The organism is Halomonas sp. SpR8 (assembly GCF_031010195.1).
Lineage (GTDB): Bacteria > Pseudomonadota > Gammaproteobacteria > Pseudomonadales > Halomonadaceae > Vreelandella.
Window position 1 is genome coordinate 19175 of the sequence record NZ_JAUAMC010000007.1, and the last position, 21439, is coordinate 40613.

Sequence of the window (21439 nt, forward strand, 5' to 3'; positions counted from 1 at the left end):
TCTCCCCCAAACGCAGGGCCGCCAAACAGCCGATGCAGCTAGGCGAAGTGCAGGATCAAACCGAGTACTACCACTACGACTACCCTGGCCGCTATAAGCAAGACACCCCCGGCCTGCGCTTTAGCCTGACGGATCATGACACCGACAGCCTCAACCGCGATTGGCAGGTTATCAGTGTTCTTCACCACGGCGAGCAACCCCAGGCGCTGGAAGAAGATGGGATGACCCAGGGCGATGCGGATGGTATGACGCGTTATCACAACAGGGTCACCCTTATCCCCGGCGACGCCCCCTGGCGAGCGACCCCCAACCCCAAACCGCGGGTCGATGGCCCCCAGGTCGCCTTTGTCGTCGGCCCGGAAGGCGAAGAGATCCACTGCGACGAGCACGGCCGAGTCAAAGTGCAGTTCCCCTGGGACCGCTACGCTGAACCTAATGATACAGCCAGTTGCTGGGTGCGCGTGGCCCAAGGCTGGGCAGGCGGCGGTTATGGCAGCATCGCTATCCCCCGGATCGGCCATGAGGTAATTTTATCGTTCTTAGAGGGCGACCCCGACCAGCCGCTAATCACCGGGCGCACCTACCACGCCGTGAATACCGCTTCCTACCCATTACCGGAGCACAAAACTCGCACCGTCATCCGTACCCAAAGCCACAAGGCCGACGGCTTTAACGAACTGCGCTTTGAAGACGAAGCAGGCGAAGAGCAGATTTGGCTCCACGCCCAGAAAGATCTGGAGCTGCTGACGCTTAATGACCGTATTGAAGAGATCCGCAACGACAGCTTTTTGCAGGTCAAGAATGACCGCATCAGCGAGGTCGACAACGACGATCACCACACGGTCCACGGCAACCGCTTCGAGCACACCGAAGGCCAGCAGCACTTCAGCGTGGATGGCACGCTACATATCAACGCAGGCCAGGCGTGGCTAAGTGAAAGTGGCCGCGAACTGCACATCAAAGCAGGCCACAAAGTGGTGCTGGAAGCCGGTAGTGAATTAACCCTGAACGCTGGCGGCAGTTTTCTCAAGCTGGACGGCGGCGGTATTACCATCGTTGGCCCCAAGGTGCGCGTAAACGCAGGCGGCAGCCCTGGAAATGGCAGCGGTCAAGCGGTGGAAGGCCCGCTGTTGCCAGGGCATGCGGTGGCGGAGGGGCATGATCGAATTGATAACATTTCACACGCCGCGCTATTGAAGACCAACCTGAAGCTGCCAGAAGTATGCGAAGAGTGCTGGCAGAAAGCATTAGCTGAAGGCCAGAGCGCAATACCTGGGGAACAAGCATGAAGACTGACACTCTTCCTCCATGGCAAAGCTGCTCATCACAAAACTCTGAAATAGAACGCTATGCCTTAATTGAGCTAGCCCACCTATCAGTGGCCGTACGAACGACTTTGTTTAATGAGTTGGTTAAAGACAGCCATTATTGGCCGCTAATTAAAGACGAAAGCCAGCCCCATTTGCAGCGCGAAGGCCCATGGGTGTTACAGATTAGGCAAGACAAACTTGATAAACTGCTAACGCTGGATGGCATTTTATGTGCCTTGCAAGGCTGGATCGAGAGTCCACTGCCAGGGACTGTGCTGGCTAGCCATCTGGCTCCGGCCATGGCGGTGGAAAACCCTCATCAGCAGCGCTCACTGCTACGCTTTTACCTTCCGAATGTGATCACCCAACTGCACAAGGATGCGCTTGAAAATCCAGCGAACGTTCTATTTGCCGGGATAAGACACTGGTGGTACAGAGACGAAACATTGGGTTGGACTGCGCTGGATGGGGTAGCACCAGTCGCAGACGGCACTTCGTGGCAACTGATAGTCGATGACGCTCGCTGGCAATCTCTACACGGTGAGCCGGAGGTAATGCAGTTAACTGCCGAGTTAGTCGACTTTTCACCTTCTTTATTCGAAGGGATATGTTTTTGTGAGCGCCCCCGTCAGGTGGCTAAAGCACTGATGCAAGCCAATAACCATGGTTTGACCGCCACTGCCGACAAAAGAACCTTTGTCTACGTGCAATTAAGCCAGGGTAATGACGCCTGGGCATCAGAAGATATGCAAGGCCTTTTACAGCGCGCGGTTAGTCGAGAGGCTACGCTAGCTGACTTGCTGGCAACCACTTACCAGCAGGCTGATGAGTGTTAGTTCGCTGGGCTTATATGCGCCTACTCCCTGTTTGGCTTCAGGTGTCGTTGGCTGCCTTAGTCATTATATGGTTTGCCTGGGGCATGGTTTTCAATACATCAAGGAGTGGAAGCTTAGTCGGTTATAACCATACAGACCGACCTCTTTTTCGATATTTTGTTGATGGCAACTATGGTGGGAATGGCGGAACCACTTGCTATTGGTCTTTCGAAGGAGATAGTGTCGAGGTAGTGTGGATTCTGGATGTCACTCCCGAAGATGTCGAAGCAAGACTGGAAGAAAAGCATAGCATAACTGTGTCCATGCCTCCCTATAGCCAAGAGGATCAATACTTGCACGCTCACTTCCTTCCTGACAATCAAGTCAAGCTTGCTTGGAGCCCAAGCCTACAATCTCCGCTCTCTGAGAGGTTGGAATAGGAAAGTTAACTATTTTTGATGATGATTTTTTGCGCGTAATTTATAAATAAGACAAGGAGTTTTATGTCATGTTAGTTCGTTGGGCAATAAGCCGTTATATGCGTCTGATACCTGTTTGGCTTCAAGTGCTTTTAGGAGTAATGGTTGCTGCATGTCTAGCTTGGAGCATTTTTTTTAATACATCAAAAAGCGGATCATTGGCAGGTTATAATCATACAGATAGACCTATTTTTAGTTATTGGGTTGATGATAACTGGGGGGGGAATATGGATCCCTATTCTTGGGGTAGCACTACCTGCTGTTGGTCATTTCAAAATGATACGGTCGAAGTAGTATGGATTTTGGATGTCACACCTGAGGATATCGAGGCAGGTCTAGAAGAGGAAAGACATAGTATAACTCTCCCAATGCCAGAGTATAAACAAGAAGATCAGTACTTACATGTTCATTTTCTTTCCGGTGACAAGGTGGATTTAGTTTGGAGTCAGAATATTCGTTCGCCGAAATTTGATCAATATCGTGGTTCAGGGAATCAATAAAATGGATGAAACGACAGTTGATATTATACACTCCTTAAATTCTAAATGTGAAGGTGGTGTTCTAAATCATCTAGGAGCCGACTGCCGCCAAGCATTAGATATAGGTTTTTTCTTCGATGGGATATCAAGGAATTTAGAAGATGATTTACAAAATAATAAAGTAAGTAACGTCGGAAGTTTGTTTTCAGTTTATCCCTCTCAGAAAGAAAGTAAGCTTGCTTCTCCGTTTCGTAGACACTATTACTCCGGCCTTGGAACATCTTTCGAGTCCAGTCTATCTGACGATGTGGTGGGTGCTGCGAACCGCATCCCTAGTGAAGCCGTCGGAACGGGGGAGGGGCAACTGCGTTCCAGTACTACCGAAGCCGCAAAAGAAGTTCTCTCAGGTGGTGGTTCGGGGCGCTGGTACGAGGTTTTTGGGCGTTCATTAAAGATATCAATTACCCAGCCATGGAATTGGGTCAAGCAAGCCAGAGATGCCGCCGTTCGCACAGGCATGGAAGCCTTTGCACCTATTCGCGATAATTCTATAGCCGCTAACCTGTTAATGAGTGGTAGCCATACCCGCCTTTCCTCTGCAGTTCGCGATTTCGAAAACAGCGTAGCGGATGTTAAGCAAAATAGTGAGCTACCGTTGGCTAGAATACGTGTCTCTATCTTTGGCTTCGATTTTGGTGCCGCTATGGCTAAAGCATTTGTACGGCGGCTGCTGGATGAAGTGTGCGATCAAGACGGCGAGCGCTTTGTCTATCAGGATAGCGATGTAGAAGTTGTATTCGTAGGCTTGTTGGACTGTGTAGACCGTACCCATGCCGAGATGGGACCACTGGATTGGTTCCATCCGTTAACGCCAGTCCTTGATGATGGCGGAGAGCTACATCCGGGCTGCCAGAAAGTGCTGCATCTAATCGCTGCCCATGAGCGGCGTTTTTACCGTCGCTGCCGCCCGCTGGGAGGGCAAAATTCGCAATGGAATGAAGAACTGTGCCCTGGCATTAGTGAGGACATTGGCGGTGGTCTAAAAGCTGATGAACAGAAAGCCAGTGCAGAACTTTCGCGCGCCGCTCTACACCGTATGTACCGTCGCGCCACCATAGCTGGAGTCCCCTTTCCCCCGTTAGATAGCTTAGCTACTAGAGGTCGTCGTTTTGCCCAAATGTTTGAGTTGAACGATGAAATCGAAGGTTACTCATTGCCTACCTTAGCACGCCACTATCAACGGCTTACTAATTCTCGAAAAAGCCCTACGGATGAGAACTTCCGCTCACATACCCTGGTTTATCTGGCCTGGCTAGCACAACGTTACCGTGACTATCAGGATACTCTGGCTGCTCTAGAAGCGCGTGAGGATGAATTGCCCAACCGTTATTACCATCGCACTATTGGTTCACTGGTGGCATCTGTTTCAGGTTCTCAAGAAGAGTGGTCGATTCAAACGGCAGAGCGCGCTGAGATTGATGAGGCATTGTCCACATTAAAGCAAGCCTGGGGCTGGCTCGATGATGTGGATAGCGAAGCGAAGGATATACGCAGTCGAATGATGTCCTCTGGAAATACGGGAGCGCATGCTCTAGCAACACTTCGCCACCATTTTCAACTGGCTAGCAGTTGGTACCAGTGGACAAGGGAAGAGTCACCTCCTGAACTACCCGAGCCTGTGGGATTGCTGTTCGCCTATGGTTTGCATGACAAACAGCCCGAAGAGATGACTTATCGAAATCGACAGCCCTCACAGCTTGTTGGCGGTTACCGCTTTATGGCGTGGCGGGGTATTGATCAGCCTTAGGCAGTATCCAAAAAGTCAATTGCCAGTAAGCACTGGACTATCAGCAAATCGCCATTGCTAACTGCTTAGGCTGGATTGTGGAGGGCGTCACCATGAACGTTTACGGCCCCCTCTGCCGCTTTAGCCGTGAAACCCCCACCCCTTCGCAGTACCTGTTTACCAAAGCAGTGGTCAGAATGACTGACACCGGCCAACCGCCGCATAACTACCCAGACTCGGCTTACCAGAATCATAAAAGTGATCTGGATGAGTTTATGGACAGAGTTTCAGGTATGGGAGACCCCCAAGTTGCTGAATCCAAGACTAGGTATCGCCGCTATGTCGCAGGTCTTGGCACTGAAATCTGTGCGAGTTAATAAGACGGTTTAAAAAGGAATGACATAATGCGATCAACCATTCTGGCAATGCTAGCAAGTCTAACGCTCGCAGCGTTAATGCTCCCTACCGCCTGGGGGCTGAACGATGAGGCTCAGGCCGCCAAAGAGGAAGGCATGCGCTTATACAATGCCCATCAACGCTCCATCAGCACGCCTTTTTTAGAGCAAGCAGCAGAAGAGGGTGATGTCGAAGCTATGTACTACCTAGGCGAAGTGAACCGTTTACGGCATATGGGGATGAACCAAGCAGCTTTAGAGTGGTATCACCAAGCCGCCCAACACGGTGATCCCCACGCCATGCTACGCCTATTTGATGGCGGCGCCTGTGAGCTAGGGGATGTCTGCCCGGAAAACGGCGATGACTGGCCCCAGGCGGCGTTGGAGCTCACCCTGCCCAAGGCCGAAGCAGGTGACCCTGAGGCCATGAACGCGCTTTACGATATTTATTACTACGTTGAAGACCCTGATGAAGACGAAGCGATGAAGTGGCTACGGCGCGCCGTCGAGGCGGGCCATGTGGAGTCCATGCATTTGCTGGGTGAGATAGCCCGCAACGACGAAGAAGGTTACGACAACGATACCGAGCGTTTGGAAGCCGCTGAGGTATGGTTTCGCAAGGCGGCGGAAGCAGGCTATGCCCCCTCTATGAATAACCTTGCCTCTGTATTGAATCATCTGGATCAGCCAGCAGAGGCCTGGGAATGGATAACCAAAGCTTCCGAGGCAGGGCACATTAATGGACGTGGTTGGCTGGCCGCCTGCAGTATTGAACCCGACGGAGAAGGGATGAACTTATGTCGTGCAGCTCCCGACCCAGAACCCGCTAAAGGATGGGCCATCTTACGAGCTATGAACGAGGAAGTTCCAGGTACATCTTCTGAGAGATTATTGAGAGTTTACGGAGAAAATGTAACTCCTGAACAGCGCGAAGAAGGCGAGCATATGAAAGAGGAATGGTTAAATTTAGAGCCGCCGCTCTCCTACTTTCCCGATAAATTTGGCCCCTGATGTTGTTACCAAAACGACCAACCATCCTGGCAACGCTAACGCGATCAAGTACATCTCAGTGTTTGGGGAAACGATGCCTAATAAGAAGGGGAGGGTCTGGCTCTTAAATAAATCGGGGTAAAGAGCTGATAAGTCGCATTACGCATTAACGACGATTCCGCCAGCGCTGCCCGCCAATCATCAGTAGGTGCAGCGGCAGGTAGACGACTACTGGCCATATCAGCGCCAGTAAGAACAGATACAGCAGTGGGTCAAGGCTGTCTTGAGGCTGGCCGAAGGGGCCGTGTACCCAGTTGATATTACGCTCTGGGTCGGTGAGCAAGTAGGTCAACGGTACCACGATCCAGGTTAGCAGGGTCTGCCACAGCAGGGCGCGGCGCGCGTAGCCCAGTTTCGCCACGCCGATGCCGGCCACCAGCGGCAGTACAACGTGGTAGAGCGACATGGCCCGTGCCATGGGTGGATGCTCGGGATCGAACATGTACTCGGTGCCACCGATGGGGTGTATGCCGATGAGCGCCGCCGTCGCGACGTCAAGTGTCCACAGGCTGCCGACCAGCGCCACCGCCAGCCACTGCATCGACATCAAGGTGCGATGCTCCGCCCACAGCGCCACCAACAACAGGAAGCTTGCCACGTTACATAGCCAGAAGAAATTCTGGGCGCCTAGCAGCACCACATAGCTTGGTGCCCAGATCAGAATCCATAGAGAAAAGGACAGCTTTAGCCAGCGAGGCACACCAGCTACCGGGGAATCGATCACGGGTGTCTCCTTGTCGGTGCGGTGCCTTTACTTTAGCAGCTCATCGTAAATTGACCTCCCCCCAACAAGTTGCTAGTTTACGCCGACTCTCAGGTGCTGGCGGTGAATAAAGCCGCTAGTGAAACGGGAAGTTGGTGAACGTTTTGCGTGATTCCAACGCTGCCCCCGCAACGGTGATCGAGATAAGAACGGCCAAGATGCCACTGTGCTTATGCACGGGAAGGTGGTCGTTCGGAAAGGTGCTGTTTTAAATGCTGCCTTTTGCTCGTCAGCCCGGAGACCGGCCCGAGAGTAACGGTTCGAACAGAACCAAACCATGCCGAGACGCGGTGGGTGCTCTCAGGGCGATTAACGGTGGCATAACGCAATCATGCGGTGCGACCGCGACTCCCTTTTTGTATCTCGTGCTCGGTCAAAAAAACTACGCCGTGCGGGTGAGCACGACGAGCAAGGGATCTCACATGAACCACCGCTTCCACACCACCGCTACATTAGCGGCTTTTGCCATGGCCGCACTTCCAATGGCCGTTCAAGCCCAAGCTACCGAGCAAAGTAGTCGTGCGGCCTCAACCGAGGCGACGCTCAATCCTGTGGTCGTTACCGCAGCACTTGCTCCGCGTACCGCCAATGAGAGCCTATCGTCGGTAACCGTGATCGATGAGGCCACCTTTCGCCGTCAGGATCCGGTAAGCATTACCGATCTTTTCCGCGGTCAGCCGGGCGTAGATGTCTCTTCAAATGGTAGTTTTGGTAAAAACAGCAGCGTCTATATCCGTGGTACCGGCAGTAGCCAAAACGTGCTGTTAATTGACGGCATTCGACTACGTTCGGCTACTAGCGGTGGGGCGGCGTGGTCGTACCTAGATCCGCGTATGTTTGACCGCGCAGAAATTGTCCGTGGCCCACGGGGTAGCTTATATGGCGCTGATGCCATTGGTGGTGTTATCCAGCTGTTTACCCCGCAGGCTAGCGAGGAAGGTCCACAGCCACGCATTTCTGTAGGTGGGGGCTCTTTTAATACGCAGCGGTTAAGTGCAGGTATTAGTGGCCGAGAAGGAGGCACGAGCTACAGTTTCGCGGGAAGTCATTTTAATACCGAGGGTCAACCCATTCGCCGCGATGGTGATGATAAAGGCTACGACAACACTTCGGCTATGGCGCGAGTTTCCCATACGTTTGAAACCGGCGCAGAGATGGGCGTATTAGCACTGAGAGCCAGGGGTAACAACGAATATGACGGTGGCGAAAACGACTTTGTTCAGCAAGTCGCAGGCGTTTATGGCGAACTCCCGCTAACCGACAACTGGCGTAGTCGTCTCACCCTGAGTGAGGCGCGTGATGAGAGCGATAATATCGACGACTTTGGTGATTCGGTATTCGATACCAAAGTACGTACAGCCCGTTGGGAGAATACTTTTACAAGTGGTGCGCATGAGCTTATCGCTGGCGTTGAATACAGCGAAGACCAGGTCAGCGGTACCACCGATTACGACGAAACTAGCCGCAGTAATGCGGCAGTTTTTTCTCAAGCGCTGCTGGATTTCTCACCTGTTACGCTGCAAGCAAGCCTAAGGTTTGATGACAACGAATCCTATGGTGAAGAAGTCACCGGTAGTTTGGGATTGGGCTATGACGTAGATGGGCACCACACACTACGGGCAAACTACGGTACCGCTTTTAATGCACCTACTTATAATCAGCTTTACTTCCCAGGCTTTGGTAACCCTGATCTAGAGGCTGAAACGTCTGACACTATTGAAGTGGGCGTGCGTGGCCAGTACAGCAGTTGGTTTTGGGATGCCGCGCTTTATCAAACGGATATTGATAACCTAATCGCTGGCCAGGGGCTGCAAACCAATGTCCCTGAAAGCCGTATTCGTGGCGCGGAACTGGCCGCTGGCCTTCAGCTCGATGATTGGACGCTGGCAGCCGCGCTGACCTATACCGACCCCGAAAATCGTCAGACAGGTAACCGCCTGCAGAACCGCGCTACCCAAAGTGTTCGTTTGGATGCGGATCGTGAGTTAGGTGAGTGGTCATTCGGTGGGTCATGGGTCGCGCAGAATCATCGCTACCGCGATGCGCAGAACGCAGATCGGCTAAGCGGCTATGGGCTAGTGAATCTTCGTGCCGGCTGGCAGTTTGCCCCGCTTTGGAGTGCTCGGGTGACCCTAGAAAATGCGCTGGATCAAGACTACATCACGACGCGTTCATTTGATGGCGCTGACTACATTAACGCAGGCCGAGCAGGCTTCTTGAGTGTTCATTTTGGCCAATAGAAAACGTGGTGTAACGCGCGGGGCCCTGGGCCTCGCGCTGCTATTAGTGACAACCGTGGCATCGGCACACGACCACTCGCGCTGCGCCGTGGATGATCGTGGCCGAGAGGTCTGTCTTTACAATGCGGCTCAGCGTATTGCCACGCTGTCGCCCGGTGCGACTGAGCTGACCTATGCCGCTGGCGCAGGGGATCAAGTGGTCGCGGTCGTTTCCTATAGCGACTACCCGCCGGAAGCCAAAGAGGTTGCCTCAGTGGGCAGCCACACCCGAATTGATTTAGAAAAGCTGGTGGGCTTGGCTCCCGATTTAGTCATTGGCTGGGTAACCGGCAACCCGGCTGAACAGCTTGAAACCCTCGAAGCCTTGGGCATGCCGGTGTTCTATATTGAACCCCGCGATATGGAGGGCGTGGCCAGCGCCATTGAACGTTTGGCGAGGCTGGCGGGCACTGAAGCGGCCGGTCAGGCGGTGGCTGATAATTTCCGAGATACCATGGCCGCGCTTGAAGCGCGCTACGGTGATCGCGAGCCGGTACCCACGTTCTATCAAGTATGGGACGAGCCGCTGATGAGCGTTAACGACCAGCACCTAATTGGCCAAGTGGTCGAAATGTGTGGCGGGGTGAATGTGTTTGGCGGGCTGTCGCGGCTGGTGCCGCGTATCGATGATGAGGCCGTGTTAGCAGCGAATCCAGAAGCGATTGTTGCCGGGGGCATGGGCGAAGAGAACCGTCACTGGCTGACCCACTGGGAGCAGTACCCTAACTTGATGGCGGTTGAGAAAGATAGCCTCTTTTTTGTGCCGCCTTCGCTGATTCAACGGCCCACACCGCGCCTGATGAAGGGCACCCAGATACTCTGTGAGAAACTTGATATCGCCCGTCAAAAACGCGAGCGACGTTAATGCTAGCGCGGCTAGGGTTTCCGCTTGGCTTGTTGTTGCTAGCCGCGCTGGCTTCGCTACTTATTGCCCTTGGCGTCGGCAGCGCACAGATTTCTCCGGCGCAAATTTGGGACGTGGCGCTTGGTCATATAGGGCAGGGTGGAGGTGACGCCCTGGCGCGTACCATGGTGATGGAGTTGCGCCTACCTAGGGCGCTCTCGGCGTTTGCCGTCGGCGGTTTGTTGGCGGTCGCGGGCGCCTTGATGCAGGTGCTACTGCGCAATCCTCTCGCTGACCCTTATGTGCTGGGCCTTTCCGGCGGTGCCTCTATTGGCGCACTGGCTGCCATGCTGGGTGGGTTAGGCGGGCTGGCGATTTCCAGCTCGGCATTTGGCGGCGCCTTGCTATCGACATTTTTAGTCTTTGGCTTGGCCCACGGCAGCGGCAGTTGGACACCTTCGCGGCTGCTGCTTACCGGTGTCGTGGTCGCGGCGGGGTGGGGCGCTGTGATTACCTTGATGCTGGCGTTGAGCCCCGCCGAACGCTTGCCGGGCATGCTCTACTGGCTGATGGGTGATCTCGCCTACGCGCGTACCCCTTGGCCGCCGTTACTGCTTTTATTGGCTACCTGCGTGGTGCTGATTCCGCTGGGGCGCAGCCTAAATGTGCTGGCCCGTGGCCCACAGCAAGCCGCTGCGCTGGGCGTTGCGGTCAGGCCGCTGGAGTGGTGCATTTACATTGCCGCCAGTCTGCTCACCGCCGCGGCCGTGACCACCGCAGGCAGCATAGGCTTTGTCGGTTTAGTGGTACCGCATATGCTGCGCCTGCTGTTAGGCAACGACCAGCGGCTGATACTGCCCGCCTGTGCGCTGGCAGGCGGCACGCTATTGGTGCTGGCGGATACACTAGCGCGCACCATGATTGCACCAGAGCAACTCCCCGTTGGAGTTATTACCGCGCTACTGGGCGTGCCCACTTTTCTGTTTCTGCTCTACCGGAGCCGCTGATGAGCGTACTGGCTACCCGAGACCTCATCATCGACGTACCGGGACGTGAAGGCGGCACGCCGCTTAATTTAACCGTTGAACCAGGCCAGGTGTGGGGTGTGTTAGGCCCAAACGGTGCGGGTAAAACCACACTGCTGCATACCTTGGCAGGGCTGCATGCCCCACGTTCAGGCAGCGTTCAACTCAACGACGCAGCGCTTGGTCAGCTGCGCCGCCGCCACATCGCCCAGCGTTTAGGCGTGGTATTTCAAGATCGCCAAGATGGCTTCCCGGCGACTGTGTTGGAAACGGCACTGATTGGCCGCCATCCCTACCTATCCCCATGGCAGATGGAGGGCGCCGATGACTACGCCCGCGCCGAAGCCGCCCTGGAGCGCCTGGATGTGGCGCACCTGCGCGACCGCTTGGTCAGCACGCTTTCCGGTGGCGAGCGCCAGCGGGTGGCAATAGCTACTGTGCTGACCCAGGCGCCCAACCTGTGGTTGGCCGACGAGCCCACCAACCATCTTGATCTTCACCACCAGAGCGCTGTAATGGCGCTGATGGCAGAACAGGCTGCTAAAAGCCAAGCCGTAGTGATGTGTCTACACGACCTAAACCTGGCTGCCCGCTGGTGCGACCATATTTTACTGCTCTATCCCAATGGCGAAGCGTGCTGGGGCCCGCGAGATAGCATGCTGGTGCCCAGTGCTTTAGAAAGCCTCTACCGCCAGCGACTAGCAGTGGTAGAAGTGGATGGCGTGCCGGTTTTTGTGCCGATAAAAGGGTGATGCTGGTTTTAATGCGCAGCCAATTAAGGATAAATCCTCAAATGCTGCGGAAAAGGTTATTTAACGCGTCGATTGGCAATCTTATAGACTTCTTTATCGCGCCTAGCCCCCTCGGCAATAATTAATACCTGAATGGCGTCACCGTCCAGCTTGTAAACAATGTTAATGTTGCCGGTGCGCATCCGCCGACATCCCGCCAGGGTACCCCGAAGCGGTTTTCCAAGCTTGCCGGGTTCTCCGTCGCGGATGCGTTCCTCGATGACGTCAAGGATAAGCTTTGCGGCGGCAGAGCCCCGTCTCGCCAAATCCCGTTGGACGTGAGGGCGGTAAATAACCTACCAAGCCATTGATTATTCGCCCTGGCTGAAGAGCAAGCGCATATCGTCGTGAGAGAACGCCTGGTCAACTTGCTTGCCAAGCGATCATCGAACGATGACCTCAATGCGCAGCCCTTCCAATTCGTCTATTAACTTCTGGTACTCCTGAACATTCATAAGGACGGCTGCTGTCAGGTTGTCTTGGTACTCAATTAGAAAACGCTTTGACTTTAAATGTCCGGTAGAAGTGATGGCCCACCATGAAAGCTCCTCAACCATCTAATGAATGTATTGCACTCTGGGTCTTCGTTCACCCAGTTATTGAAAAATAAATAATAAGCCATTGGCTAAATTGTGTTTACGGAATTTTCTTTTTCTAAACAATTTATGTCTTAAGTGAAAAAGTCATTCGTTGAGTTTCAGGAGGATAATAAGCGTTGTGTTGTCAACCGTTATAAAGAGGCCGTACGAATGGAAAAGCTCATTATTACCGCTGCAGTAAACGGTGGAATAACCTCACGCGGAAAAAATCCGAGTGTTCCTTACACTCCTGAAGAAATTGCTGAGTCTATTTACCAGTGCTGGCAGGCTGGTGCGAGTATTGCCCGTATACATGCTCGCGACTCGGAAGGTAGCCCAAGCTACGACTTCAATGTATGGAGAGAGATTGTTGAGAGAGTTCGCGAACGCTGTGATATTTTAATTAATTTAAGTACTTCCGGACTAAATCTTCCTCCACATTTAGCTCCAGAAGAGGCATGGAATCATCTTTCTCTATGCCCTGAAATTGCATCTTTTAATTGCGGGTCAGTTAATCATGGGGCTAAGCCGTTTGTTAATCCACCTGCATTGGCTAAAAAACTTGCCGAAGATATTAATAGGTTCAACGTGATTCCGGAGGTTGAGGTTTATCACTCAGGTGTAATTAACGAAGCGGTATCTTTGGGAAAGGAGGGCTTTCTGAAATTACCGATGCTCTTCTCTTTTGCTATGGGAATTCACGGAGGTGTGACAGCTGAATGTAAAAATTTAATGAATCTTATAGATAATATACCTGATGATAGTATGTGGTCTGCTATAGGGATTGGTAGAAAACAGCTGCCAATTAATATACACACAATACTTCTTGGAGGTCACGTCCGCACGGGGTTGGAAGATAATGTTTATTATAATAAAGGGGAGTTAGCAACTGGAAGTGCTCAGCTTGTGGAGCGCATCGTTCGCATTGCACGTGAGCTTGGGCGTGATATTTCAAGTCCCGATGAAACCAGAGAGGCCATCGGGCTTAATTTTGAGAGGGCAGTTGCATGAGTATAGTTCATCGCCCCCGCCGGATGCGTAAAAATAATGAATTTCGTCAACTTGTTAAAGAAAACGGTTTAACTCTGAGTGATTTAGTACAACCTATATTTATCGAGGAGGTTGCAATTGAGCGTACTCCTATAAAGGAACTCCCAGGTATTTGTCGAATACCTGAATCATTGCTTTGTGAAGAGATAGAGTCACTTTATGAGCTAGGTATCCGTTACGTCATGCCATTTGGAATATCCCATAATAAAGATGGCCTTGGTAGTGATACTCTTTCCAATGATGGGTTGCTGGCACGCATGATTCGTACCATTAAGAAATGTAGATCCGATATGCTGGTTATTCCAGATATCTGTTTCTGCGAATACACCACTCATGGCCACTGTGGAGTAGTTACGGAAGGACAAGTTGACAACGACAAAACTGTCGAAAACCTAGTTAAGCAATCCCTTGTTGCTGCTCAAGCAGGTGCTGATATGTTAGCACCATCATCTATGATGGACGGGCAGGTGGGGGCAATACGTCATGCACTGGATAAATCTGGTTATACCGAGGTTGCCATACTGGCCCATGCGGTAAAGTTTTCATCTGCTTTTTATGGCCCCTTTCGTTCCGCAGTTGACTGTAAGCTTGAAGGCGATCGTCTAGGTTATCAAGCGGATAATGCAAATGGCCGTCAGGCTATGATTGAAGCCCGCCTTGATGAGGAACAAGGGGCTGACATTCTGATGGTAAAACCTGGTACGCCCTATTTAGACATCGTTAGCCAACTTCGAAATCGCACTGATCTTCCTTTAGCTATTTACCAAGTAGCCGGTGAATATGCCGCTATCAAATTCGGCTCGCAAGCTGGTGCTTTAGATGAAAAAGAAACCGTCATGGAGGTCATGACAGGTTTCAAACGTGCAGGCGCCGACATCATAGTTAGTTACTATGCACACCAAATAGCTCAGTGGCTAAGTGAATAAAACCATAGGCTGAAACATGGCTATATGAGGTGCCTGCTTGGCGGACAGCTCAGTTAACACCTCCATCTTGTTCATGGGCGCTATGCACTATGTGCTATGTGCTATGTGCTATGTGCTATGTGTGTAGGTGTTGGACAAGGAATGGCTATCATTGTTGAACGCTGTGACTAGCTAGACTTGATTTTCAAAGCTGTCCCGCGAGCATAATGTTTGCGGGACATGATGAACAAACCTGCACCTACCAACGCACCGCCTATAATCTCGTGCCATTCAGGACGTTGTCCGATCAACATGAATGCAACCAGGGCAGCGAATAGTGGACAGAGAAACAGGAAGCCGCTCGTATGCACGGAGCCGCCAATCTTTAACGCCGCAAACCAAAGCCCTATCGCCCCAGTCGATGCGGGAATTGCCAGCCACATAAACATTCCCCAATGGTAAGCATCAGTGGGTAGAGAAAAAGGCTGTTTGCTGAATGCTGCTATCGCAATAAGCAGCAGAGAGCCAAGCAGCATTTGCCAGAAGGTGACTATCCAGGGAGAATACGTAATTGCAAATTTCTTGCTTAACACGGTGGAGCATGCCCAGCAGGTTGAAGCTAACATAACAAACACTTCCCCATGCCCGATCCCATGGGTTCCATCACTGTCGATACCAATGCAGATCACCACGCCAATAAATGCAAAAGCTAAGCCTATCAGAGCAAGTGTAGATGAATGTTCCCCCAGAATCAGCCAGGCTAAGACAACCACTATTAGAGGATTACTGGCCATTAGGATAGCTGCTATTGAGGAGGTAGTCGCTGTTAGTCCAATATTGAGCAGCGACATTACTCCCGCAGTCTGAAATCCACCAATTATTAACAGTTTTATCCAAGGAAGGTCTTTAAAAAATATCTTATGCTTTCGCATTTGCATCAAAACAAAAGGCGATAAAGATACTGCTGCGATAAGGAAGCGAGCAGATGCTAACCACAAAGGCGACATATCTTCCATGACGATCTTTGTGCTGACAAAAGAAGATCCTTGCAGAAACGTGGATGCGATTATCAGAAAGTAATAGTGCTCAGTCAGTGGTTTTAGCGAAAGCTTCATATATTCCTCTACCTGCTATTTCAATAAGTAGAGGAACAATATCAATCTCATTCGAATCTTATTCTTCCGTACACGACAATTTTATTTGAGAACGGGACAGGTCGTTCAAATACTCTCGCGGGGATTTTCCCGTTACACGCTTGAACATGACAGTAAATGCACCTTGTGAAGCATATCCTAGGTCTTCAGCAACTTGGCTGACACGTTCTCCGGTGCTTAAACCCGAAATTGCGCTTACGATGCGCACCTGTTCCCTCCATTGAATAAAAGAAACACCTGTCTCGCTGCGAAATAGTCGGGTTAACGTACGAGTGGTTGCTCCGACCTCATTCGCCCAATCTGCCAATGAGCGTACATCCCCAGGATTTTCCATTAATGTATCGCATATTTTTTTCAAGCGCTTATCTCTACCCATGGGAAGCTTTAATCCAGCCTCAAATGCATGCCTCATTTCTTCCAGTGTTAGTCTCAATAAGCGCTCTTCAAAACTGTCAGGCTGGTAATTTATCGGGAAATAAGAGGCTCGGATGAGTAATTCCCGCAAGAGGGGAGTGACACCGATACCTACTGGATAATTAGGTAAGTTTAAGATGAATGACTCAACATTTACATATAATGTTCGTAAAGAAACCGAGGTGCTGGCACTCATTTCATGCTCTACGTCAGGGGGCATCCATACGCCACGAAACGGAGGTAACAACCAATATTCATCGCAAGTTTTTAGTCTCATGGTACCTGCGCTGGCATATATTAACTGTCCGCGCTGGTGTTGATGTGGAAGAATATGATGGCCCGCAGGGTACTCTTTGGACATTGATACCACTGGGTTTTTTGCATTTTCCCATCTATCAAGGTGCTCATTTGGTGAGTGGTCAGTATTCATTCATTCGGGGCTCAATATTTGAAAAGAAATAGATGGTAATGCCTCTGTGATCGTACCAACTTCCATCAGTTTTCATATAGAGTCTGTTGACGCTGCCGCGCGCGTCGCGATGAAGCGTCAACAGAGCCTGGCATAACCCCTTATTTCCCCAGTTGGCTTTACTGCTCCATTTCATCCCGCCAGGAATGGCGTGGTGCGAAGCCGACCAAACGCCGTGCTTTTTCGTTGCTGTAGAAGGTCTCAAATTCGCCCATTTCGCGCTTGATCGACACCCCGGCGTAGAAGCGTTCGATGACTTGGGCGTTCGCATCGTAACGCGGCACGCCGGTGCCTGGCTCCAGTTCGTCGGAATAGCATTAACCAACTCTGTTAACTAGGAGGTATCAATATGCCTATCGTGACTATCCAGCAGTCGCCGCGTTCAGTCGAAATGAAGCGTGAACTGGCCCATAAAATCACCGAAGCGTTTGTGCAAGCTTACGAAGTTTCACCTGAAGCGGTGCAAATTTTCTTTGCTGAAACCAGTCATGAGAATTGGGCAAAAGGGGGCGAGCTAGCGACTGATTGGAAGAAGCAGTAGTGGCTGCCACTTCTCCGGATGTCTGCGGTGGTAACTGGCGTCGCAGTGGTTGCCTCGAGCGTATTTTTCACCAGCAAAACATAAAGCTCCTCCGAAAATGATTTTGTGGTCTACACTAAAATTGATTTGGTTCTTCGTTGATTCGATCGATCATCGTCTGACCTTAACAGCCGGACCCTGACAATAGAGCATCTACAAAATCGGGAGGTCGTTATGATCCATCATGTTTGGGGGCTCCTCCATCATCCTGAAAGAGAGTGGCATTCGATCCGTGGCGAGCATGAATCAGTCAGCCATCTTTATGCTCATCATGTCCTTTTACTCGCTGTTATTCCCGTTGTATGTGCGCTGATAGGCACTACTCAGGTCGGCTGGACCTATGGTGGCTCTGAAACCTATAAAGTCTCACTTGCCAATGGTATTGCATTAGGCGTGGCTTTTTATGCGTTGATTCTAATGGCTGTTGCTATTGTGGGCAGTATGATCCATTGGTTGGCCCGTCGTATAGACACTCGGCCCAGCCGCCGCGATTGCCTTATTTTCGCGGGGTACATTGCGACACCGATGTTCTTGTGTGGCGTTTTTGCCCTCTATCCGGCTTTCTGGTTCTGTATGCTGGGTATGGTGATCGGGCTGCTCTACAGCGCATATCTACTCTATAAGGGAACCCCCAGCTTTTTAGGCATCAGCCATGAGCGCGGGTTCATCCTGTCAACTACGACGCTGGGTATCGGTGTTTTGGTGCTGGAGGCACTGCTCGTGGTGATTGTACTGCTGTGGAGTATGGGCACGGATCACAGCGTGGTGTGGCATCTCTTTCGATGAAGGGCCGCCCTGGCGTACTTGGTACAGGCGCTAGCTAAATCGCACTACGAAATCGCATGATCTGTTTGCTATCGACAGGGTCGTCTATCACGTGGGCATGCACCCCAAAGGTCTGCCGGAGGCGGTTGGCGGTGAGTACGTCGTGAGGATGGCCGCTGTCGATCAGGCGGCCACCATCCATCACGCCGATGCGGTCACACTCCATGGCCTGATTAAGGTCGTGAAGAGAGATAATTACCGTAATCGACAACTGCCTGACCAGTTCAAGAATCGACAGCTGGTGACGAATATCCAGATGGTTGGTGGGTTCATCCAGTAGCAGGATTTTCGGCTGCTGGGCCAACGCCCGGGCAATATGCACGCGCTGGCGCTCGCCGCCTGAGAGGGTGTGCCAAAGCCTGTCAGCCATGTGCGTCATATCCACATCAAACAGCGCTTTAGACACAATAGCGTCATCTTTGCTTGACCAAGGACGTAAGGCGGTAAGGAAGGGCGTACGTCCCAGTGATACTACTTGGCGCACGGTAATTCGGTCGGTGGTGTCCGCCTGTTGCTCAACCAGGGCAATGGACTGGGCAATCGCCCGCTGCTTGAGAGTGTGCAGAGGCTGGCTACCCATCAGCACACGGCCTGATTTGGGTTTGTTCAACCCCGCCAGCAGGCGCAGAAGGGAAGTCTTGCCCGAGCCGTTCGGCCCCACCAGGCCATAGGTTTGGCCTGGCTCGACGGTGAGATTAACGTCAACAAGCAGTGGCGTTCCATGCACCGCCCAAGTGAGCTGTTCAGCCGATAAACGCATTAAGACCTCTTGCCGCGAATAAGAATAAGCGCAAAGGCAGGCGCGCCGATCAGCGAGGTAATCACCCCGATCGGTAGCACTTGGCCGGGTATAAGAGTGCGGGAAAGGATATCTGAGCCGATCAAAAATACCGCGCCAGCAAGAGCAGTGGCGGGCACTAAGCGTGTGTGTTGACTGCCTACGATAAAGCGCATGGCATGGGGAATCACCAAGCCCACAAAGCCAATCGACCCCACAATAGACACCATCACCGCCGTGACCAGCGCCATGGCGATAATCAGCATGCCCCGTACGGGGCGTACCGCAATGCCCATGGAAGCGGCGCTGTCGGCACCGAAAGTAAAGGCATCCAGTGAGCGCCGGTGCCATAGGCAAACCAGTAGCCCAAATAGCGCGCCAGGCACCGCCAAAGTCACATCAGCCCAGCGCACACCGGAGAGGTTACCCATCAGCCAAAACATAATGCCCCGTGCCTGCTCGGCGCTCGCTGATTTAGTAATGATAAAAGCGGTCAGCGCATTGAACAGTTGCGACCCGGCAATGCCTGCCAGAATAATCGCCCCTGCGGCCTGAACGCCGCGCCCGCCGCCCACACCGCTGTTGGCCGCATGGGCGAGCATGACCACGATACCAAAGGCAAGCAGGGCGCCCACAAAGGCACCCAAAGAGAGCGAAAGCGCGCCTGCGCCTAATCCAGCCACTGCCACGGCGACCGCACCGGTAGAAGCCCCGGCGGAAATGCCCATTAAGTAGGGGTCAGCCAAAGGGTTACGCAGTAGCGCCTGAAGCACGACGCCCGCCAGCGCCAGGCTGGTGCCGCAGCAGGCAGCGACCACGGCGCGGCTAAGCCGGTAATTCCAGATAATCCCCGTATCGATTCGGTCTACAGGGTAATCCGCGCCAAACAGCTGATTGGCGAGTACTTTGAAAATGGTATCAACCGGGATCGGTGTCTCGCCAATGGCGGTACCCGCGATCAGCGCTGCCACTAGCACCAGCGGCGTGATCCATAGCCAGCGCAGTCCAACCCCCGCCGTTGATAGCCGCGTTAACGCTATGCTCATTGGTCAAATGCCATCGTCGATAGCGCCTCGGCCAGTGTTTCAAGGCCATAAATAGTGCGCATCGTAGCGCTCATGGCATGGGCATTCATCTCCACGATGCGATTGTTTTTAACCGCGCTCATCTCGCTAGTGACCGGGTCACTGCGCAGAAACTCGCGCTTGGCTTCAATGTCGTCGGCAGGAAAGCGGCGGCGATCCATGTGGGCGATAACAAGTACATCGGGGTCAGCTCTTGCGATGCTCTCCCAGCCTACTGTGGGCCACTCCTCATCGGACTCGATCACATTACGAATGCCGAGTTTGTCCATCATATAGCCCGGCGCGCCTAACTGACCCGCAACAAAAGGGCTAACCCCCAGGTCTGTCGATGAAAACCAGAATGCCGCCGACAGGTCTTCCGGCAGATCAAGGCTGCTCGCCAGCTCAATAGCACGCGCTTCACGGTCAATAAGATCGGCCACCAGCGCTTCGCCAGCGTCTTGTACATCATAAATCTGGGCAAGCTCGGTAATGCCTTTATAGATTGAATCCGTTGAAAAGGCAGCCGTGCGGGTACCGTCGCCGCCGGTAGAGTTATCCTTGGTATCGCAGTCAGCGGGCATAATATAGGTGTTAATACCCAATTCATGAAACTGTTCACGGGTGGCGACGCTACCGGTGGGGCCAACGTGCCACTCGTACTGCACGGCCACCAGGTCAGGCCGCTTATTGACCACGGCTTCAAAGCTTGGATCGTCGTTGGCGATCCGCTCGATCGCTTCATTGGCTTCAGCAAACTGGGGAAGAACCGGATTGAACCACACCGAGGTGCCATTGACGCGGTCAGCGAGCCCTAGTGAGTAAAGTATCTCTGTGGCCGATTGGCCCACCGTCACTGTTCGCTCTGGGGCCGACGCCACACTGATCTCTACGCCGCAGTTGGTTAAGGTCACGGGATAGTTCGTTGGATAGTTTGTTGAATAGCTCGTTGCATCGGCCGCTGCGTAAGAGGCGGGCAGCAGCGTGGCACTCAATAGGTAACGTAGGATGTTCATTTAGGTTTCCACAAAAAGGCATTTTTGAATGTTTTGTAATGTTATAACATTATATATTGCTCGATGAAGAGCAGTTTTCTCCATCAGCTATTTTCAGACAAAATATCCAAAAAGCGTTGCCGCGCGGCAGGCGGGAGGTTATCGGGCAAGTCGTCTGTGCTGGCAGCGGTGTCGCCCACCTGGATCAGCATTACCATGCCCATGCTGTAATGAGGGGAGCATTTAATACCCCAGATGCCTTCTTCAGTAAGGGTTACTTCGATTTCTTCATTGATATTGCCGATAAAGGCTTCCCCGCCCGCGGGGATCATTCCTTCAATAGTGGCTGCATTGTGGCCAGCATGGGTGGCAAGAAACTTCACCGTATCGCCCGGTTGAACAACCAGGTAGCCGGGCGCAAAAAGCATTGGGCCGCTATCGTCGCGGTTAAGCATTTCAACAGTGTGGGTTTGGGGGGAGTGTGTCTCGGCTACCGCCGCTAGCGGTAAAAAGCCGGACGTTAAAAAAAGCAGCACGGCAGTGCTTAGCAGCATCTTCATGATAATTAGATCCGTTGGAAGACAATTAGCGGCGCACCACCCTCGGGATCA

23 protein-coding genes, 1 pseudogene and 1 riboswitch are annotated in these 21439 nt (G+C 52.4%); of the genes and pseudogenes, 15 read left to right on the forward strand and 9 right to left on the reverse strand.

Annotation, left to right across the window (positions count from 1 at the left end; all coding sequences use genetic code 11):
- Positions 1-56: 56 nt before the first annotated feature.
- The 7 genes and pseudogenes from QT230_RS14185 to QT230_RS14210 all read left to right on the forward strand — a co-directional run.
- Positions 57-1289 (forward strand): annotated as a pseudogene (locus QT230_RS14185) (type VI secretion system Vgr family protein); the annotation flags it as partial.
- Entirely contained in the window at positions 1286-2146 is an 861-nt protein-coding gene (locus QT230_RS14190) for a DUF4123 domain-containing protein (RefSeq protein ID WP_308322591.1), read from the forward strand. The pseudogene QT230_RS14185 and the gene QT230_RS14190, both read left to right, overlap by 4 nt.
- A gap of 83 nt (positions 2147-2229) precedes the next feature.
- Entirely contained in the window at positions 2230-2565 is a 336-nt protein-coding gene (locus QT230_RS20875; RefSeq protein WP_374694474.1) for a DUF3304 domain-containing protein, read from the forward strand.
- Positions 2566-2633: 68 nt separating this feature from the next.
- The gene (locus tag QT230_RS14195) at positions 2634-3104 is read left to right on the forward strand and encodes a DUF3304 domain-containing protein (RefSeq protein ID WP_308322593.1); all 471 of its coding nucleotides are present in this window, start codon (positions 2634-2636) and stop codon (positions 3102-3104) included.
- Between the two features lies 1 nt (position 3105).
- Positions 3106-4890, forward strand: coding sequence for a phospholipase effector Tle1 domain-containing protein (locus tag QT230_RS14200; RefSeq protein WP_308322594.1), 1785 nt, complete (start codon positions 3106-3108; stop codon positions 4888-4890).
- 92 nt (positions 4891-4982) lie between these two features.
- Positions 4983-5246, forward strand: coding sequence for a hypothetical protein (locus QT230_RS14205; RefSeq protein WP_308322595.1), 264 nt, complete (start codon positions 4983-4985; stop codon positions 5244-5246).
- A 27-nt stretch (positions 5247-5273) separates the two neighbouring features.
- Positions 5274-6275 (forward strand): tetratricopeptide repeat protein, encoded by a 1002-nt coding sequence (locus QT230_RS14210; RefSeq protein ID WP_308322596.1) that lies wholly within the window; start codon positions 5274-5276, stop codon positions 6273-6275.
- 145 nt (positions 6276-6420) lie between these two features.
- On the opposite strand, the gene QT230_RS14215 is transcribed toward QT230_RS14210, so the two are convergent.
- Positions 6421-7038, reverse strand: coding sequence for a hypothetical protein (locus QT230_RS14215; RefSeq protein ID WP_308322597.1), 618 nt, complete (start codon positions 7036-7038; stop codon positions 6421-6423).
- A gap of 74 nt (positions 7039-7112) precedes the next feature.
- Positions 7113-7342, forward strand: a riboswitch (cobalamin riboswitch).
- Positions 7343-7499: 157 nt separating this feature from the next.
- Between QT230_RS14215 and QT230_RS14220 the strand changes: the two genes are divergently transcribed.
- The 4 genes from QT230_RS14220 to QT230_RS14235 are packed head-to-tail and all read left to right on the forward strand — an operon-like array spanning position 7500 to position 11977.
- Complete coding sequence (locus QT230_RS14220) at positions 7500-9317, forward strand: TonB-dependent receptor domain-containing protein (RefSeq protein WP_308322598.1); 1818 nt, start codon at positions 7500-7502, stop codon at positions 9315-9317.
- Entirely contained in the window at positions 9298-10221 is a 924-nt protein-coding gene (locus tag QT230_RS14225; RefSeq protein WP_374694469.1) for a cobalamin-binding protein, read from the forward strand. Before QT230_RS14220 ends, QT230_RS14225 begins: the two co-directional genes overlap by 20 nt.
- Positions 10221-11207, forward strand: a complete 987-nt coding sequence (locus QT230_RS14230; RefSeq protein WP_308322601.1) for an iron ABC transporter permease — start codon at positions 10221-10223, stop codon at positions 11205-11207. Before QT230_RS14225 ends, QT230_RS14230 begins: the two co-directional genes overlap by 1 nt.
- A complete protein-coding gene (locus QT230_RS14235) occupies positions 11207-11977 on the forward strand; it encodes an ABC transporter ATP-binding protein (RefSeq protein ID WP_308322602.1) in 771 nt (256 codons plus the stop codon). The genes QT230_RS14230 and QT230_RS14235 overlap by 1 nt, the downstream gene beginning before the upstream one ends.
- A gap of 56 nt (positions 11978-12033) precedes the next feature.
- Here the strand turns inward: QT230_RS14235 and QT230_RS14240 are convergent, their stop codons facing one another.
- Positions 12034-12159, reverse strand: a complete 126-nt coding sequence (locus QT230_RS14240) for a hypothetical protein (protein ID WP_308322603.1) — start codon at positions 12157-12159, stop codon at positions 12034-12036.
- A gap of 606 nt (positions 12160-12765) precedes the next feature.
- On the opposite strand from QT230_RS14240, the gene QT230_RS14245 reads away from it, so the two are divergent.
- Positions 12766-13605, forward strand: coding sequence for a 3-keto-5-aminohexanoate cleavage protein (locus tag QT230_RS14245; protein WP_308322604.1), 840 nt, complete (start codon positions 12766-12768; stop codon positions 13603-13605).
- Positions 13602-14570, forward strand: coding sequence for a porphobilinogen synthase (hemB, locus tag QT230_RS14250; RefSeq protein WP_308322605.1), 969 nt, complete (start codon positions 13602-13604; stop codon positions 14568-14570). The genes QT230_RS14245 and hemB overlap by 4 nt, the downstream gene beginning before the upstream one ends.
- Positions 14571-14737: 167 nt before the next feature.
- Here hemB and QT230_RS14255 read toward each other — a convergent pair whose 3' ends face one another.
- From QT230_RS14255 to QT230_RS14265, 3 genes are all read right to left on the reverse strand, one after another.
- A complete protein-coding gene (locus tag QT230_RS14255; RefSeq protein ID WP_308322606.1) occupies positions 14738-15664 on the reverse strand; it encodes an EamA family transporter in 927 nt (308 codons plus the stop codon).
- A gap of 58 nt (positions 15665-15722) precedes the next feature.
- Complete coding sequence (locus QT230_RS14260; protein WP_308322607.1) at positions 15723-16547, reverse strand: helix-turn-helix transcriptional regulator; 825 nt, start codon at positions 16545-16547, stop codon at positions 15723-15725.
- Between the two features lie 158 nt (positions 16548-16705).
- On the reverse strand, positions 16706-16870 hold the full coding sequence (locus tag QT230_RS14265; RefSeq protein ID WP_308322608.1) for a hypothetical protein: 165 nt from the start codon (positions 16868-16870) through the stop codon (positions 16706-16708).
- A 65-nt stretch (positions 16871-16935) separates the two neighbouring features.
- Here QT230_RS14265 and QT230_RS14270 point away from each other — a divergent pair, with 65 nt between their 5' ends.
- Positions 16936-17127: a tautomerase family protein gene (locus tag QT230_RS14270; protein ID WP_308322609.1), complete on the forward strand. Its 192-nt coding sequence runs from the start codon at positions 16936-16938 to the stop codon at positions 17125-17127.
- A gap of 213 nt (positions 17128-17340) precedes the next feature.
- Entirely contained in the window at positions 17341-17952 is a 612-nt protein-coding gene (locus QT230_RS14275) for a Yip1 family protein (RefSeq protein WP_308322610.1), read from the forward strand.
- 34 nt (positions 17953-17986) lie between these two features.
- On the opposite strand, the gene QT230_RS14280 is transcribed toward QT230_RS14275, so the two are convergent.
- The 4 genes from QT230_RS14280 to QT230_RS14295 all read right to left on the reverse strand — a co-directional run bounded on the left by QT230_RS14280 (position 17987) and on the right by QT230_RS14295 (position 21388).
- A complete protein-coding gene (locus QT230_RS14280; RefSeq protein WP_308322611.1) occupies positions 17987-18751 on the reverse strand; it encodes an ABC transporter ATP-binding protein in 765 nt (254 codons plus the stop codon).
- A complete protein-coding gene (locus QT230_RS14285) occupies positions 18751-19815 on the reverse strand; it encodes an iron ABC transporter permease (RefSeq protein ID WP_308322612.1) in 1065 nt (354 codons plus the stop codon). Before QT230_RS14285 ends, QT230_RS14280 begins: the two co-directional genes overlap by 1 nt.
- The gene (locus QT230_RS14290) at positions 19812-20849 is read right to left on the reverse strand and encodes an ABC transporter substrate-binding protein (protein ID WP_308322613.1); all 1038 of its coding nucleotides are present in this window, start codon (positions 20847-20849) and stop codon (positions 19812-19814) included. Before QT230_RS14290 ends, QT230_RS14285 begins: the two co-directional genes overlap by 4 nt.
- Positions 20850-20932: 83 nt before the next feature.
- Positions 20933-21388 carry a pseudoazurin gene (locus QT230_RS14295; protein ID WP_308322614.1) on the reverse strand — a complete coding sequence of 152 codons (456 nt, stop codon included), beginning with the start codon at positions 21386-21388 and terminating at the stop codon, positions 20933-20935.
- Positions 21389-21439 lie beyond the last annotated feature (51 nt).